This is a genomic window from Catenulispora sp. GAS73 (genome assembly GCF_041262085.1).
In the GTDB taxonomy this organism is placed as follows: Bacteria; Actinomycetota; Actinomycetes; order Streptomycetales; family Catenulisporaceae; genus Catenulispora.
In genome coordinates, this window is the sequence record NZ_JBGCCM010000074.1 from 1 (window position 1) to 15206 (window position 15206).

Consider the following 15206-nt stretch of genomic DNA (forward strand, 5'->3'; position numbering starts at 1 on the left):
CGCCAGCACGCCAGCACGCCAGCACGCCAGCACGCCAGCACGCCAGCACGCCAGCACGCCAGCACGCCAGCACGCCAGCACGCCAGCACGCCAGCACGCCAGCGAGTCGGCAAGCCAGCAAGCCAGCCGGCCAGCGAGTCGGCAAGCCAGCAAGCCAGCCGGCCAGCGAGTCGGCAAGCCAGCAAGCCAGCAAGCCAGCAAGCCAGGCACGCCCGGCAAGTCGGCAAGCCAGCCGAGCCCAGCAAGCCAGCCGGCCAGCAAGCCAGCAAGCCGCAGTAGCCAGCCAGCCAGCTTTGCGCGCGCCTGCGGACTGCCCCAGCCCTCAGCCGCGCCCGCGCCCGGGCGTCACCCCGCGCTGGCCGCGTCGGCCATCGGGTGCTCCCACCCGTCGGTCTTGTTCAGGTACATGTTGATCCCGACGATGTTCGACGCGTAGGAGGACAGCTCCTCGAACTTCGTCTGCGTCTCCGCGTTCGCGTGCTCCACCGGATACCGGGCCGCGGTCTTCTCGCGCACCATCTCGATGGCGTGGTCCAGGTCCAGTCGGCTGGTGCGGGCGTCGCGGACCAGTTCCACCCACAGCCGGACCTCCTCCTCGGCGCGTGCGAGTGTGTCGGTGACGTCGCGGACCGGGCCGTAGTGGCTGAACAGCAGGCGCGTGGGCTGGAGCGTGCGGAACTTCTCCAGTGAGTTCAGGGCCAGCGGCAGGTCGAAGTCCGGCGGCGGTGTGCCGGGGCGGACGTCGCCGGGCTGGTCGGGGTCCTCGGAGGGGATGTAGAGGCCGGCGGCGTCGCCGACGTACAGGTCGCCGGTGACGTTGTCGATCAGTCCGACGTGGTGCCGTGCGTGTCCGGGTGTGTGGTGCGTTTCCAGGCGTCGGCCGCCGCCGAGGTCGATGAAGCCGATGTCCTCCACGGCCCGTACCCGGCGTGCCTCGGTGGGCAGCAGCGGCCCGAACACGTCGTCCATCAGGGAGCCGAACACGCGGCGGGCGCTGGACATCAGCCGTTCGGGATCCACCAGGTGCCGGGCGCCCGAGGCGTGTACCACGACCTCCGCGTTCGGGAACATCGCCGCCAGGTCGCCGACGCCGCCGGCGTGGTCCAGGTGGATGTGCGTGACCACGATCGTCCGCAGGTCCTCCGGCCCGACGCCGAGCGCCGCGAGCGCGTCGCGTACCACCGGCGCCGACTTCGCCGTCCCGGTCTCGATCAGCGCCGGGTGGTCGCCGAGGATGGCGTAGCCGGCGGTGATGCCGGTGTGGCCGGACATGAGGGTGTCGATCTCGTGGACGTCAGAGCCCAGATATGTCATCGAACCGCCAGGTCGGAGAAGGTCTCATCGGGTTTACGCCAAGAGAACTTACCAAGTTTCGCCCGGCCCGGCCCGTCGCGGCCGACCCGGTGAGCGCGCCGGGGCCCCGGCTCGCAGGTTCCGAGCCGGGGCCGGCGGATCAGGGGCCGATCAGTCCCCGACCAGCGTCTCCCACGTCTGCGGGCCGATCTGCCCGTCGACGCCCAGACCGTGCGACGACTGGAACGCGCGGGCCGCGCTGACGGTGGCCGGGCCGAAGGAGCCGTCGACCGACAGGCCGTAGCCGTACTTGTTCAGCTCCAGCTGCGCGGCCTTGACCGCGTCGCCGGAGGAGCCGGACTGGACCTGGACGATCAGCGAGCTCCAGGTCTGCGGGCCGATCTGGCCGTCGACGCCCAGGCCGTGCGAGGACTGGTAGGACCTGGTCGCGTTGTAGGTGTTCGTGCCGAACTGGCCGTCCGTCCCGATGGACGCCCCGTGGTCGTCCAGCAGGTACTGCGCGGCCTCGACGTTGGTGCCGGTGTTGCCCTCCACGACGTTCGGCCACGGCGGGATGCCGCCACCGCCACCGCCGCCGGGGGAGCCGGTCTCCTTGTTGTACCGGTACGGCTGGTACAGCGACGGCGAGGGGCCGCTGGTGTTCGGCCAGTACGGGTAGGGGATCACACCGTGGTGCACGCCCTGGTCGCCGGAGTCCTCCCAGGCGTAGTACTGGGTGTGGCCGCTGTCCGCCCACCCGTCGAAGATCAGCACGTGCCCGGCGTTGCCGCCGGTGCCCGGGCCGAGCACGCCGAGGATGTCGCCGGGCTGCAGGTCGGCCTTGCTGATCGAGTGCACGTACGACGGCAGGTCGATCGTGGACGGGCTGCTCGACAGGTGGAAGGCCATCGACACGTAGCCGGAGCAGTCGGTGCGGTAGGACACGTCGCCGCCGGGGCCGGCCTTGTACACGCCGGTGCTGTACGGGGTCCCGTTCCACGACGCGGCGCGGGAGAGGATCTCCGAGGCCGAGATGCTGCCGTTGATCGAGGAGTTCGGCGTGACCGCCGCCGACGACGCCACGGCCGCGTGCGGCGCGGCGTTGGCGGCCATCGGCGCCACGGCGACGATCGCCATGGCGCCGGTGACGACTGCGGCGGTCGCCGCAACCTTGGGGGTGAACCTCATTTATGTCCCCTTCTTGTCAAGATCCGGTGAACAGTGGCTCAGTTGTGCGCTCTGTGAACAACAGTGCACCGGCGAACGGGACGATGGCAGAGGATTGATGGTTCACCAATTGGCAGCGCAAGAACTGGAAGGGAGACAAAGGCTCCCTTATCGCGAAGAAGAGGCCGGCCGTCGAGAGGGAGAAGCGGCTACCGCGAAGAAGAAGAGCTGGGCGTCGCCTGACTCCGGGCCACTGTCAGCGCCTGCTGATCGGCCAGCGCGATCGCCAGCTCCCCGGCCGCCGTGGGATGCAGCGGCGCCTTGTCCTTCGGCCCCTGCACGAACGGCTCCGGGCTGCACAGCGTGTGCCCGGCGAACGACGGCTGCACCGAGGTGAACCCCGCCGCGTCCGCGCCCTGGCGCAGGGCCGTGTTCAGCTGGTCCAGGCGGCTCTGCAGGGTCTTGGCCTTGGCGGCGTCGACGTCCTCGGCGGCCAGGCAGGACGTGTCGGGCCCGAACGGGTCGTAGTACTGGTTCACGATCACCGTCGGGTTGCCGGGCAGCGCCGCGAGCTGGGTCAGCAGGTCGCGGTAGTCCATCACGAACGCGACCGTCTGCTGCTGGAAGTAGGCGTCCGTGGCCCGGTCGTCGCAGCTTGGGCTGGCCGCGCAGAACCGCGTCAGGTCCGCCCAGTGCAGGTCGTCGGCGCCGATGCTGACGATGATCACGTGTGCCTTCGGCGCGCGCTGGAGTTGCGCGACCTGCGGCGGGGCGCTGAGCGGCCCGGCCGGCTGCGGCCCGAGCAGTCCGGTGCGCACGGTCGCGCCGGAGCACGCCAGATTCAGCACGTTCCAGTTGTTCACCGTGGCCAACTGCTCGGCGAACGCGTCGGCGCTGCGCCCGCAGGCCTTGTCGAGCGCGTCCGGACGCGGCAGCGGCCGGTTGCCGATGCCCGCCGCCGTGGAGTCGCCGATCACCACGGCCTGCACCGCGCCCAGCGCCGGCCCGTCGGCCGGCGCCACCGGATAGCCGGTCCCGCCGCTGCCGACCAGGTCGGCCAGCGAATGCACATGCCGCAGTGTGGTCGGCGTGCCGGAGGCGAGCAGCCCGAACCCCACGACGTTGACCGTGGTCATCGCCGCGGCTCCGGCGAGCAGCACGACCGCCGTCCGGCGCACCGAGTAGCGGCGCAGGCCGGTCACCGCCGAGAGCACCACGACGACGATGCCCGCCGACACCGCGCCCTCCCACAACGCGTACCGCAGCCAGCCTTTGGACAGCTGACGGCCCAGCAGACCCGCGCTGTTGTGGTCGCCGGAGCCCAGCAGTTGCTGCAGTTCGGCGTTCGCGGTGATGTGCGTGAGCCGCAGCCGTGGCCGCACCGGTCCCGGGAAGTCCGGCTGGGTGGAGATCGTCTGCCCGAACAGATCCAACTCGGCCGGACCGGACGGCCCGAAGTCCGGCGAGGCCGCACCGACCTCGACCGTCTGCCCCGCCGCGGTCACCGCCTGCAGCGGCGTGATCCGCACCGCCAGCCACAGCGAAGCCAGCAACAGGAACACCCCCGCCACCGGGATCGCAGCTCGCACAGCCCATTTTCGCCACGACGGGGTCGTCGTGGTCGGGTCGGCGACGGGCGTGATCCGGACGGAGGACATAGCAGAGGCATACCCGCCTATTCGTGGCCCTCACTGTGACGTTCCCGGCCGGGGTCCCAGTGTGCTCAGGACATGAGGAACACCAGCTTCCCACGCACGTGTCCACCGTCCAGCTCTTTATACGCTTCGTGTGCCTGCTCCAGACCGAATGTGCGCTGCACGAACACGCGCAGTTTTCCGCCCTCCGCCAGCTCGACGAGTTCCCGCAACTGCCCGGCCGACCGGCGCGTACTCATCCGACGGATCCCGTACCGCTCGACATCCGCCCCGGCGGCGACCGTGCCGATCCGGGACACGTCCGTGACGAGTTCCACTGACGCGGCCAAGGCGTCGTCGGTTCCGGCGGTGTCGAAAGCCGCATCGACGCCTGCGCCCGCAACCTCGCGCACGCGCTCGGCGAGGCCGGGACCGTACAGCACCGGAATCGCGCCGATGTCGCGCAGGAACTGGTGATTGCGCTCCGACGCCGTACCGACGACGCGCGCGCCGCGGGCGACGGCGATCTGCACCGCCATGCTCCCGACACCTCCCGCGGCGCCGTGAATCAGAACCGTGTCACCCTCCGCGACGCGGAGGTCGTGCAGACACGTCGCAGCCGTCTGCCCCGACGCGGACAGCGCTCCGGCCTCGTTCCACGCCAGGCCCGCGGGCTTGGCGACGAGCTGAGCGGCGTCGGCCAGCGCGTGATCGGCATGCGCGCCGGGTGCCGCAGCCGGGCCCAGCACCTCCTGCCCGACCTGGAACTCGGTGACGCCCGGGCCCACCGCGTCGACGACCCCGGCCAACTCGTTGCCCAGCCGCTGCGGAAAGCGAGCCGGCATGAAAGCGCGGAATCTGCCGCTGCGCAAAAGGGAATCGGCCGGCTGGAGTCCGGCGGCGCGCATCCGGATCCGGACCTGGCCCTCGGCGGGCGTCGGTGGTTCGGCCTCGACGAGACGCAGGACCTCGGGGCCGCCGTACTCGGTGAAGACGATCGCGGAACTCATGGGTTCGGCCTTTCGCGGGGCGTCAGGAGTCGCGGGGAGTCAGGAGCTTGACGATCTCGGCGGCACACCGCTCGCGGTACTCCGCCGACAGCGGATCGAGGCCGGTGATGTCGCGCACGAACTGGGGGAGGGCGATCGGCGCGAAGGTCAGCGCGTAGCAGAGCAGCAGTGCGAACGCCGGGTCGAGGTCGGCGGCGACCTCGCCGTCGGCCTGGCGCTCCCGCATGCGCTCGACCGCTCCGCGCAGGCGCTCGGACTGCTCGTCCGGCGGGCTGTCCGAGGCGTCGCCGAGCGCGCGCCAGACCACCAGCCGCGACCAGTCCGGCTGGTCGAGGGTCAGGTCGAGGTAGCCGCGCACGGACTCGGCCAGCGTCGCGGCCGGTCCGGCGGCACTCTGCGTGGCCGCCCAGCGGGCCCGGAGCTCGTCGAGCAGGCCCTGTTTGCCGCCGAAGTGGTAGGCGATGAGCTGCTGGTTCACGCCGGCCCGGGCGGCGATCTCGGCGGTCCGGGCGCCGGCGAAGCCCTTCGCGCCGAACTCGGCGACGGCGGCGTCCAGGATCTTCTCGCGGGTCTGGGCCGACGTGCCGCGCGCGGATCGCGGCGGCGCGGCCCGGCGCGGTGACGGCGAGGGCGACGGCACCGGCATCGGCATCGGCGACTGCGAGGGTGTCGGCGACTGCGACGGCGAGGGTGTCTCCGTCGGCGGTTCGGCTGCGGTGGACATGCGGCCAGGCTATTATTCAATTGGATGAATGACAAACCGCCGGCCCTCTGCCGCCCACCCGCCACGCCTACCTCGGAGCCGCATCATGATCTTCACCGAAGCCGAACTGGCCTACCTCGACCAGCAGCGCCTGGGCCGTCTGGCCACCCAGCACCCCGACGGGACGCTGCAGGTCAGCCCGGTCGGGTTCGGTGTCAACACCGAGCTGGGCACCATCGACATCGGCGGCCGCGACCTGGCCGCGAGCCGCAAGTACCGCAACGTCGCGGCGAACGGCGCCGCGGCCTTCGTCGTCGACGACATCGCCTCCGTGCAGCCCTGGGTCGTGCGCTGCCTGGAGATCCGCGGCCGGGCCGAGGTGATCGAGAACCCGGTGGATTCCCGGGCGAACGCCGCCGGTGCGATCATCAGGCTGCACCCCAAGCGGATCATCAGCTTCGGTGTCGACCCTGGCAATCCGGCTGCCGGCAAGCGGAATGTCGGCTGATCGTCGCACCCTCTTCAATAACTAGGGACAAAAGCGGATACTTGGTGGCGAAAGGCTCGATTCCAAGATCGGGAAGGGAAGTGAGAGCCATGTCCGAAACCGCACCACGGCATGCTTCGGACATCACCACGCACCCGGATTCCAAGGAGATGCGGGAGCGCTTCGCCAAGATCATCGAGGGGCCCAGCGGTTCGACGCTGGACGGCCTGATCGTTCTGCTCGGGCTGTACATGGCAGTGTCGCCGTGGGCGGTCCATTTCCAGGCCGCCAACCCCGACGTTCGCGTGAACAACCTGGTGATCGGCCTGACGATGGCCGCGTTCGGCTTCGGCCTGGCCCTCCAGCCCGAGCGGCTGTACCGGCTCGGCTGGATCGGCGTGCCGGTCGGCATCTGGATGATCATCTCTCCGTGGGTCGTGACCGCCGGTCACAGCGCCCCGAAGGCCGTCATCTGGAACAACGTGGTCATCGGGGCCGTGGCGGTGCTGCTCGGCCTGGCCACTCAGGGCATGACGATGGCCTCCGCCAGATCCCGGCGCTGATCCGTCCGCCAACCCACCCGGCCGCCGTGGCGGCTCCCCGACTTTTTCGAGGGAGCGGCCACGGCGGCCCGTGTTTCGGTTGTGTCGCCGAGCCTTGACGCCCCTCCGTTCCCGCAGTTGACTGACTCCCCATCAGCAAGATTGTTTGCGGCCGCACCAAAACCCCACTCATCAAAGCTCGAAACAGCTGGGAGTGTCCTTGATGCGTGCTCGAACACCCTGGTCACGGCCGCTCAGGAGCCGTGAACGCGCGAGCTCGACGCGGCGCGTGGCGCAGATCGCGCTGGCCGCCGCCCTCACTCTGGCCACGGTCGACGCCGCCACCGGCGCCTCGGCCGACTCCGCACAGCCCAAGTACCTGGACAAGACCGCGTCCGTCTCGGCGCGAGTCAACGACCTCCTCCGGCGCATGACGCTGCCGGAGAAGGCCGGCCAGATGGACCAGCAACTGGTCGACAACGCCACCGCCGCCTCCGGCGGGGCCTGCGGGGCCGCCGGGTTCAACCTGCCGACGACCGCCTGTATGCAATCGGCGATCCTCGACCAGAACGTCGGGTCGGTGCTGGCCGGCGGGACCGACAACCCCGCCGACACCACCGGCAGCGGGACCAGCGGGAACACCGCGCAGGACTGGGCCAACGACTACAACACCATCCAGCAGTACGCGATCGCCCACTCGCGGCTGCACATCCCGCTCAGCTTCGGCGTGGACGCCGTCCACGGCTTCGGCCACCCCTGGCAGGCGCCGCTGTTCCCGCAGTCCATCGGCATGGGCGCGACCTGGGATCCCTCGGCCGCGCAGGCCGGGGGCGCGATGACCGCCTCGGGGCTGCGCTCCACCGGCTGGACGTGGGCCTTCGCCCCGGTGCAGGACCTGGCGCGCGACAACCGCTGGGGCCGCACCTATGAGACGTGGGCCGAGGAGCCCGCGCTGTCCGCCGCGATGGGCGCCGCAAACGTTACCGGCATGCAGACCCCGGCACCGGCCGGCGGTCTCAACGTCAGTGCGACCGTCAAGCACTTCGCAGGGTACTCACAGTCGGTCAACGGCCATGACCGCAACGAGGCCTTGCTGCCGATGAGTTACCTGCAGAGCACGATCCTGCCGTCCTACGCCGGGGCGATCAACGCCGGCGCCGACTCCGTGATGGTCGACTCAGGGTCCATCAACGGCGTGCCGGCCACGTCCTCGCACTACCTGCTGACCGACATCCTGCGCGGCCAGATGGGCTTCAAGGGCGTCATCATCAGCGACTACCAGGACGTGCAGGCGCTGCAGACCGCCTACCACATCGCCGCCAGCCTGCCGGACGCGGTCGCCGAGGCCGTCAACGCGGGCGTGGACGTCAGCATGGAGGTCAACGGTCCGGACCAGTGGCAGGCCGCGATCATCGCCGACGTCGGCGACGGCAAGATCAAGATGTCCACGATCAACGACGCGGTGCGCCGCATCCTCACCATGAAGTTCCAGCTCGGCCTGTTCGACCAGCCCTGCGTGGCCGATCCGAGCAAGCCCTGCCTGAACGCCTCGGCCGCCGACGCCGTCGTCACCTCCGGACGCGACCAGACGCTGAAGGCCGCGCAGGAGTCGGTCACGCTGCTGCGCAACCAAAGCAACGTGCTGCCGCTGGCCGCCGGCAGCCGGGTGGTCGTCACCGGCCCCAGCGCCGACTCGATGACCAACCAGCTGGGCGGCTGGAGCGTGAGCTGGCAGGGCGTGGCCGGCGCCGGGCACGTGTGCTGCATGGGCTCGCCGGATCAGATCCCGCCGGGCACCACGGCGCTGACCGGCATCCTGGGCGCCGACGCGCAGGCCAAGTCCATCCCCGACCAGGCCGCCGCGGTGGCCGCCGCGCCGAACACCGACGCGTACGTCGCGGTGGTCGGCGAGAAGGCGTACGCCGAAGGCCTCGGCGACAACCCGGCCCCGGCCCTGCCGCCGGACCAGCAGGCGCTGATCTCGGCGCTGGAGGCGACCGGCAAGCCGGTGGTGGTCGTGGTCGAGGCGGGCCGTCCGGTGGGGCTGGGCTCCGCCGAGAAGGCGAACGCCGTCCTGATGGCCTACCAGGGCAGCACCGAGGCCGGGCAGGCCGTGGCCGACGTGCTGTTCGGCAAGGTCGACCCGAGCGGGCACCTGTCGATCAGCTGGCCGTCGGACGCCCCGGCGGTCGGCGGGGACTTCAACGGCGGCGCGCCGTCTCCGCTGGGCGACGAGCCCAAGTTCTTCGACCAGCTTCCGGGCACCGGCTCCGGCCCGGGCCACTCCTACAACCCGCTCTACCCCTTCGGATACGGGCTCTCCTACACGACCTTCAGCCACTCGGCGCTGTCGGTGACGCCGTACGCGTCATCGCACGGCAAGCTCACCGCGACGCTGACCGTCACCAACACCGGCAGCCGGGCCGGCACCGACATCGTGCCGCTGTATGTGGCGCAGCCGGTCAGCGCTTCCGCCGAGCCGCCGCAGCGGCTGGTCGGCTTCACCCGGGTGACGCTGGCCGCCGGGGCGTCGCAGACCGTGAAGATCACCTTCCCGGCCACCGCGCTGGCCCGCAGCCGGGGCGACATCGACGCCTCGGGGCCGCCGACCGTGGAGCCCGGCGGCTACGTGCTGCAGGTCGACAAGGAGGCGGACACCACGCCGTACGACGTGGACCTGTCGGCGGCTTTCACGCTCAGCTGAGCTGATCGACGCCGGCTGATCCACCCCGGGCTGATCCATCACGCGGCCGGCGCGGGCGACCTCTACAGGGGTCGCTCGCGCCGGTCATGGCGTAGCTTGAGGCTGTGAAGCCGAACCGCTCGATCCCGTCCGTGACAGTCATCCCGGTGCTGGTCTATCCGGACGTGCGCGCCGCCGTGGAGTGGCTGACGAACGTCTTCGGGTTCGCCGAGCGCATCCGGATCGGTGATGACCACCGCTCGCAGATGCGCATCGGCGAGGACGGCGCCGTGATCATCGCCGACGTCCGGGGCCAGCGCACGGCGCCGACCCCCGGCGTCGAGACCCACTTGCTGAAGGTGCGCGTCGAGGACGTGCGCGCGCAGTACGAGCGGGTCACGGCCCAGGGCGCCACCATCGTCGCCGATCTCGCCGAGCAGCCGTTCGGGGAGCTCCAGTTCACGGTCGACGACCTGGCCGGGCACCGCTGGGAGTTCTGCGAGAGCGTGCGCGATGTGCACCCCGGGGAGTGGGGCGGGATTGTTGTCGGGGGCTGAGGTCGTCGGGGACTGAGGTCTCGTAGCCGGTAGTAGCCGGTGGAGCGCTGCCACGCCTGGTGTGAACGGTCACGTGCGCTAGCGTGAACGGTGACATGAAATCCACGGGACAGAGCACCATGCGGCATGTGGCCGACCGGGCCGGCGTGTCCTACCAGACCGTCTCGCGGGTCATCAACGACGCCGACGGCGTCGCTCCGGCGACCCGCGACCGGGTGCTGGCCGCGATGCGAGACCTCAACTACCGGCCCAGCGTCGCCGCGCGCTCGCTGGCCCGCGCCCGCACCGACACCATCGGCCTGGTGCTGCCGTTCCCGGTCGACGTGACCTTCGCGAACGCGCACTTCCTGCAGACCATCGGCGGTGTGGACCGGGTGGTCGCGGAGAACGACTACAGCCTGCTGGTCTCCAGCCCCAACGACGAGGACCCGGCGCTGTCGGCGCACCGCCGCATGGTGCGCCGGCGCGCCGTGGACGGCGTCATCGTCGAGGCCGGGATGGGCGACGAGGGCATCGAACTGCTGGTCGAGGCCGGCTATCCGGTGGTGGCCATCGGGCACGTGGCGGTCGCCGTGCCCTCGGTCCAGCCCGACGACGAGAGCGGCGCCTACGGCGCGATGCAGCACCTGCTGGCCCTGGGCCACCGGCGGATCGCGCTGATCGCCGGCAACGCGCCGGCGAACCTGGCGCAGCAGGCCCGCCTGCGCGGCTGCCGCCGCGCCCGCATCGACGCCGGCCTGCCGCTGGACGAGGACCTGGTCGCCACCGGCGAGTTCTCGCTGGAGTCCGGCCACGAAGCCGCCGCGCGGCTGTTCGACCGCGCCGACCCGCCGACCGCCGTGCTGGCGTTCAACGACGCCATGGCCATCGGCGCGATGCGGCTGCTGCGCGAGCGCGGGATCGACGTGCCGCACGAGGTGTCGGTCGTCGGGTTCGACGACACGCCGACCGCCTCGCTGCTGACGCCGTCGCTGACCACGGTGCGGATCTTCAGCTCCGAGCTCGGCCAGCGCGCGGCCCGGACGCTGATCGGGATGCTGCACGGGACGAAGGTGCCGCCGGTGCCGGCGGTGCTGCCCAGTCAGCTGGTGGTGCGGCAGTCGACGGCGCCGGCGCGGCGGGGGTAGGGCTCCAGAGCACTGAAGAACCCGCCGCATCCGGGTGCGTCAGCTCCCTGAAACTTCCGTCTTCGCCTCGGCGGCGAGCTTCGCCATGCGTTCCATGACGTCGTCGTCGGGCCAGCCGCCGACGACGTAGCGCGCCGGGTGGTAGCCCTCGGCCGGGGTCAGCCCGGCCTCCTGGACGACCACGGACCACGGGACCATCAGCATCTCCTCGTTCCGCCCCGGGAACATGACGACGTCGGCCTCCGGGAGCAGCGAGGTGTCGTCGTCGGCCCACGACACGCCGGTGACCTCCGCGCCTTCCGGGCTGCGGAAGCCCTTCAGCGCGGCCGGGAACGGGTCGCGGGAGCCTGCGACGCCGCGCAGGTACTCCGTCTGCGGGCCGTAGGCGTCCATCGCGAGCAGGATCTGGGCGTGTCGGACCGCGGCGTGGGCGGGGTGGTCCTTAGGCGGATCGTAGAGCACCACCTCGCCGTCGTCGTCCACCGTCATCGGCGCCGGACTGATCGGGCGGGAGGCCTCGCGCCACTCGCGCTCGGCGACTTCGAACGCCTTGGTCAGGGCGGCGGCGTCGGGGGTCTCGTAGGCCAGCAGCAGGGTGTTGTTGCTGACCGGGAAGGCCAGCGGCCGGGCGCCGGCGATGCGCTGGATGGTCGCCAGCCAGCCCTGGACCAGGGGCAGGGAGGTCAGGTAGGCGTCGCCGTTGTCGGCGAGGCGGATCGGTTCGGTGGCGCCGGTGGCGGCGGTGCGGCGGCGTGCCTCGTCCAGCGACGTGGTGACGGTGCGCGCCATGTTCCGGTGCGCGGTAGCGAACGCCTCGTCGGCGCTCACGCCCCAGCGCTCCAGGTCGGCCCGCCCGGCGTACCGCATCGCCGAGGGGGTGTCGAGGACCAGCATCTCCGCCAGGTGGCGCACGGCCGGCCGGCTGACGATGTCGAACTTCGGGTCCGCCGGCACCGGACGTAGCACGGGCCGCAGGTCGGTCTGCACGTCGGACCAGTTCTGCGGGGTCGGCGGCAGCGCGGCGATGTCGGCCAGCCGGCCGATCGCCTCTCTGCGGGCCGCGGCCGACCGGCCGCGGGTCTCGCGGAAGACCGTCTCCAGGGTGATGACGGCCGGCTCAGTGCCAGCGCCCTGAGCCCCGTGGTAGATGACCTGGAACTTCTTCGGGTCGTACTCGGCGCTCGCCACGGCGTCCACTGCCCGCACCCGCGCCGCGACCTCTTTCCCGAACCGGTCGCGGGCGGACCCGAACAGTTTTTCGGCTATTCCCATGACTTGGGACGCTAATAGAGGCCGCCGACCGCAAGGTGTCCGTTCAGTGATCGACAGGTGCCCATGGGGCACCGGCTTCGGAGAACAGTTTCTGACCACGTGCGCAGGACTGGACGAGGTCGACGATGCCGTTTACCGTCGTCGCCCGGCCGACGGCGGAGTCCTCGAAATCCTCGACCGACACGTACTCGGCGGGGATCGCGCGGGGCTCGGGGGCGTCTCTGACCGCCTGCAACACGGAGGTGAAGCCGATGGTGTCCTCCAGCGGGACCATCAGCGGGACCTCGTCAGGGCGCTCGCGGTGGTCCAGCAGGTTCGCCAGGAGGTCGGCATCGGGGTAGGTCTCGTTCAGTTCCTCAACGCCGGACCAGCCGCGTCTGCCGGTGACCGTCAGCCGGCCGGCGGTGTAGGCGAACACCGCTTCGCCCTGCGTGCCCTGCACGCGGACCCACGGATCGATCTCGGCGGGTTTCGGCGCGCAGACCGACACGGCGACCAGGATCGGCGGCGCATCGGGCAGCTCGATGCGGACCGCGGAGGTGTCGTCGGCCTCGACCGGGTTCGCGTGGAACAGCTCCAGGCTGACGCGCTCCGGGACCTGCGCCATCGCGTCTTTGCCGAGGACGGCCAGGGCGGTGACGATCGCGTGCGCGAACGGGTTCGTCAGCGCGCCGTCCAGCGCCGGGACCCCGTTCAGCCAGCGCTTGCCGGCCCACGGTGCGCGGCGCCAGTAGGTCTCCGGTCGGCACCAGGCGCCGGCCGCTCCGATGCCGGTGATTTCGCCGATCGCGCCGTCGGCGAGCAGGGCGCGGAGTCGTGGCAGCGCGGCCGAGCCGAGGGACTGGAAGCCGACCTGGACCAGGCGGCCGGTCTCGGCGGCTGTTTTACGCAGCGCCTCCAGCTCGGCCAGGCCGGTGACCGGCGGTTTCTCCAGCAGCACGTCGGAGCCGGCGCGCAGGGCGGCTTCGGCGAGCGCGAAGTGGGTGGGGGTCGGGGTGGCGATGAGGGTCAGGTCCGGTGGTGGGCCGGCGGCGAGGAGGTCGTCGAGGGAGTCGTGGCGGACTGCGCTTTCCGGCAGCGTGCCGGGCTCGGGCTCGCGTGGGTCGGCCACCGCCGTCAGCCGCAGCCGACCTGCTTGTTCGAGCGCTGCGATGCGGTTCAGGTGCCAACGGCCGTGGCCGTGGACGCCGACGAGGGCGATGGTGGGGGGTGTCGGGTTCGGGGGTATCGGGGGTTGACGCACGTGATCACCTCCGTGAAGATCTGTCCCGGACCGTTCTCGTGAACGGTCACATGGAGCCTAGCAAAGCCGGGAGGGCACGTGACCGCTTCGGATGCCGCGCTGACGGCCGCGCCAGCCGTGAGCGTAAACGGAGATCTGGTCAGCGTGTACGTGGGGGCGGTGGAAGTGCTCAGAGCCCGCTTCGCCGACGACGAGGTACCGGTACGGGAGTGTCGGGCGCCCTACCTGCACCCGCTTCGGACGCTGTCCGGCGGCGTCGTGACCGGCCATGGTCCGCACGACCACCGCTGGCACAAGGGGCTGACCATGGCGGTCCCGAGCCTGGGCGGCGTCGGCGAGCCGGCGTCCGCCACGAACTTCTGGGGCGGCCCGAGCTACGTCGCCGGCCGCGGCTACGTCGACCTCGACGACGCCGGCCGCATCGACACCACGTCGTTCGACGTCCTCCCGGACGGCACGGTCGCCGCGGACCTGGTCTGGATCGCCGCCGACGGCATCCCGGTGGTGGGGGAGCGCCGCATGTTCGCGGTCCGCGACGTGGACCCCGAGGCCGGATGCTGGACGCTGGAGTTCCGCAGCGAACTGCGAGTCCTGGGCTCGGACGCGGTGGAGTTCAAAAGCCCGACAGTCCTAGGGCGCGCCCAGGCAGGCTACTGCGGCTTCTTCTGGCGCGGCCCACGGGAGTTCACCGGCGGCCGCGTCTTGTCCTCAACGGGCGCACAAGGTGCGGAGGCACTGATGGGCCGGCGCGCGGAGTGGCTGGCGTACACCGGCGAGTTCGACGCCCGCGACGGCTTCGCGACACTGGCGTTCACCGCCGAGGGTGAGCCCCCGGAGTGGTTCGTCCGCGACGACGAGTACCCGGGTGTCAACCCGTCGCTCGCCTTCCGGCAGTCGCGCGTGCTGGCGCCGGGGGAGCGGCTGGAGTTGGAGTACCGGGTGGTGATCGCGGACGGGGCTTGGTCGCGGGAGCGGATTGCGGGGTACTTGGGGGCGGCGGGGTGACGGGGTGACGGGGTGACGGGCGCGTTTTTAGGCGCTGCTGGACTGTGTGTGGGTGCTGGTGGTGGGTGGGTGTGGCGGGTGCGGTTTATTCGTGGGTTGACAGTCAAGGGCGTTTTTTGACGGCTTCGCACGGGTTTAAGAAGGATCCGCTGGGTGGCGCAGTTCGGTGGTGTGCCTGGGGACGCGTTGGCGGCTGGCGGTGGTGCTGGGCACGACCGCGCGCCGATCCGAGTCACTGCGCACGCGTAGCGTAGGCGGCAATCGTCGGGCGTGGTGGGTGCCTGAAAGTCAAGGGCAGGGCCTCCGGCGGCGCCTGCGCGGCGAGCGGCACTCGCTCCGGGGAGGGGGGGTCGCGCTGTCTGCTGCCGGACGCTGCTTGTGGTCGCCTTGTCCCGGGTTCCCCGTCGCGTCGTCGCCTGACGGAAGCAGACCGGTCCGGTGGTATCAAGTCGGATCACACGCTGCTGTGGTGCGGTTTCGTGC

Annotated in this window: 13 protein-coding genes; 6 read left to right on the forward strand and 7 right to left on the reverse strand. The window is 71.1% G+C overall.

What is annotated here, in order from left to right; genetic code table 11:
* Nucleotides 1–345 precede the first annotated feature (345 nt).
* The 5 genes from ABH935_RS50030 to ABH935_RS50050 all read right to left on the reverse strand — a co-directional run bounded on the left by ABH935_RS50030 (nt 346) and on the right by ABH935_RS50050 (nt 5828).
* Nucleotides 346–1314 carry an MBL fold metallo-hydrolase gene (locus ABH935_RS50030; RefSeq protein WP_370385083.1) on the reverse strand — a complete coding sequence of 323 codons (969 nt, stop codon included), beginning with the start codon at nt 1312–1314 and terminating at the stop codon, nt 346–348.
* Between the two features lie 150 nt (nt 1315–1464).
* Nucleotides 1465–2481 (reverse strand): peptidoglycan-binding protein, encoded by a 1017-nt coding sequence (locus ABH935_RS50035; protein ID WP_370385084.1) that lies wholly within the window; start codon nt 2479–2481, stop codon nt 1465–1467.
* A 188-nt stretch (nt 2482–2669) separates the two neighbouring features.
* On the reverse strand, nt 2670–4118 hold the full coding sequence (locus tag ABH935_RS50040) for an SGNH/GDSL hydrolase family protein (RefSeq protein ID WP_370385085.1): 1449 nt from the start codon (nt 4116–4118) through the stop codon (nt 2670–2672).
* 65 nt (nt 4119–4183) lie between these two features.
* Nucleotides 4184–5104, reverse strand: a complete 921-nt coding sequence (locus tag ABH935_RS50045) for an NADP-dependent oxidoreductase (protein WP_370385086.1) — start codon at nt 5102–5104, stop codon at nt 4184–4186.
* A gap of 22 nt (nt 5105–5126) precedes the next feature.
* Nucleotides 5127–5828 (reverse strand): TetR/AcrR family transcriptional regulator, encoded by a 702-nt coding sequence (locus ABH935_RS50050; RefSeq protein WP_370385087.1) that lies wholly within the window; start codon nt 5826–5828, stop codon nt 5127–5129.
* A gap of 85 nt (nt 5829–5913) precedes the next feature.
* Here ABH935_RS50050 and ABH935_RS50055 point away from each other — a divergent pair, with 85 nt between their 5' ends.
* The 5 genes from ABH935_RS50055 to ABH935_RS50075 all read left to right on the forward strand — a co-directional run bounded on the left by ABH935_RS50055 (nt 5914) and on the right by ABH935_RS50075 (nt 11203).
* On the forward strand, nt 5914–6315 hold the full coding sequence (locus tag ABH935_RS50055; protein WP_370385088.1) for a PPOX class F420-dependent oxidoreductase: 402 nt from the start codon (nt 5914–5916) through the stop codon (nt 6313–6315).
* Between the two features lie 89 nt (nt 6316–6404).
* On the forward strand, nt 6405–6857 hold the full coding sequence (locus ABH935_RS50060) for an SPW repeat protein (protein ID WP_370385089.1): 453 nt from the start codon (nt 6405–6407) through the stop codon (nt 6855–6857).
* 268 nt (nt 6858–7125) lie between these two features.
* Nucleotides 7126–9540, forward strand: coding sequence for a glycoside hydrolase family 3 N-terminal domain-containing protein (locus tag ABH935_RS50065; protein ID WP_370385090.1), 2415 nt, complete (start codon nt 7126–7128; stop codon nt 9538–9540).
* Between the two features lie 104 nt (nt 9541–9644).
* The gene (locus ABH935_RS50070; protein ID WP_370385091.1) at nt 9645–10076 is read left to right on the forward strand and encodes a VOC family protein; all 432 of its coding nucleotides are present in this window, start codon (nt 9645–9647) and stop codon (nt 10074–10076) included.
* Between the two features lie 95 nt (nt 10077–10171).
* On the forward strand, nt 10172–11203 hold the full coding sequence (locus ABH935_RS50075; protein WP_370385092.1) for a LacI family DNA-binding transcriptional regulator: 1032 nt from the start codon (nt 10172–10174) through the stop codon (nt 11201–11203).
* A gap of 39 nt (nt 11204–11242) precedes the next feature.
* On the opposite strand, the gene ABH935_RS50080 is transcribed toward ABH935_RS50075, so the two are convergent.
* Nucleotides 11243–12475: a hypothetical protein gene (locus tag ABH935_RS50080; RefSeq protein ID WP_370385093.1), complete on the reverse strand. Its 1233-nt coding sequence runs from the start codon at nt 12473–12475 to the stop codon at nt 11243–11245.
* Between the two features lie 43 nt (nt 12476–12518).
* The gene (locus tag ABH935_RS50085) at nt 12519–13718 is read right to left on the reverse strand and encodes a Gfo/Idh/MocA family protein (protein ID WP_370385094.1); all 1200 of its coding nucleotides are present in this window, start codon (nt 13716–13718) and stop codon (nt 12519–12521) included.
* Nucleotides 13719–13796: 78 nt separating this feature from the next.
* On the opposite strand from ABH935_RS50085, the gene ABH935_RS50090 reads away from it, so the two are divergent.
* Nucleotides 13797–14723 carry a PmoA family protein gene (locus ABH935_RS50090; RefSeq protein WP_370385095.1) on the forward strand — a complete coding sequence of 309 codons (927 nt, stop codon included), beginning with the start codon at nt 13797–13799 and terminating at the stop codon, nt 14721–14723.
* Nucleotides 14724–15206: the final 483 nt, after the last annotated feature.

Bases quoted from the DNA above. Each gene is read 5' to 3' on its own strand.
- ABH935_RS50080 (WP_370385093.1), bottom strand. From the start codon at position 12,475: ATGGGAATAGCCGAAAAACTGTTCGGGTCCGCCCGCGACCGGTTCGGG.
- ABH935_RS50035 (WP_370385084.1), bottom strand. From the start codon at position 2,481: ATGAGGTTCACCCCCAAGGTTGCGGCGACCGCCGCAGTCGTCACCGGC.
- ABH935_RS50040 (WP_370385085.1), bottom strand. From the start codon at position 4,118: ATGTCCTCCGTCCGGATCACGCCCGTCGCCGACCCGACCACGACGACC.
- ABH935_RS50045 (WP_370385086.1), bottom strand. From the start codon at position 5,104: ATGAGTTCCGCGATCGTCTTCACCGAGTACGGCGGCCCCGAGGTCCTG.
- ABH935_RS50030 (WP_370385083.1), bottom strand. From the start codon at position 1,314: ATGACATATCTGGGCTCTGACGTCCACGAGATCGACACCCTCATGTCC.
- ABH935_RS50050 (WP_370385087.1), bottom strand. From the start codon at position 5,828: ATGTCCACCGCAGCCGAACCGCCGACGGAGACACCCTCGCCGTCGCAG.
- ABH935_RS50075 (WP_370385092.1), top strand. From the start codon at position 10,172: ATGAAATCCACGGGACAGAGCACCATGCGGCATGTGGCCGACCGGGCC.
- ABH935_RS50055 (WP_370385088.1), top strand. From the start codon at position 5,914: ATGATCTTCACCGAAGCCGAACTGGCCTACCTCGACCAGCAGCGCCTG.
- ABH935_RS50060 (WP_370385089.1), top strand. From the start codon at position 6,405: ATGTCCGAAACCGCACCACGGCATGCTTCGGACATCACCACGCACCCG.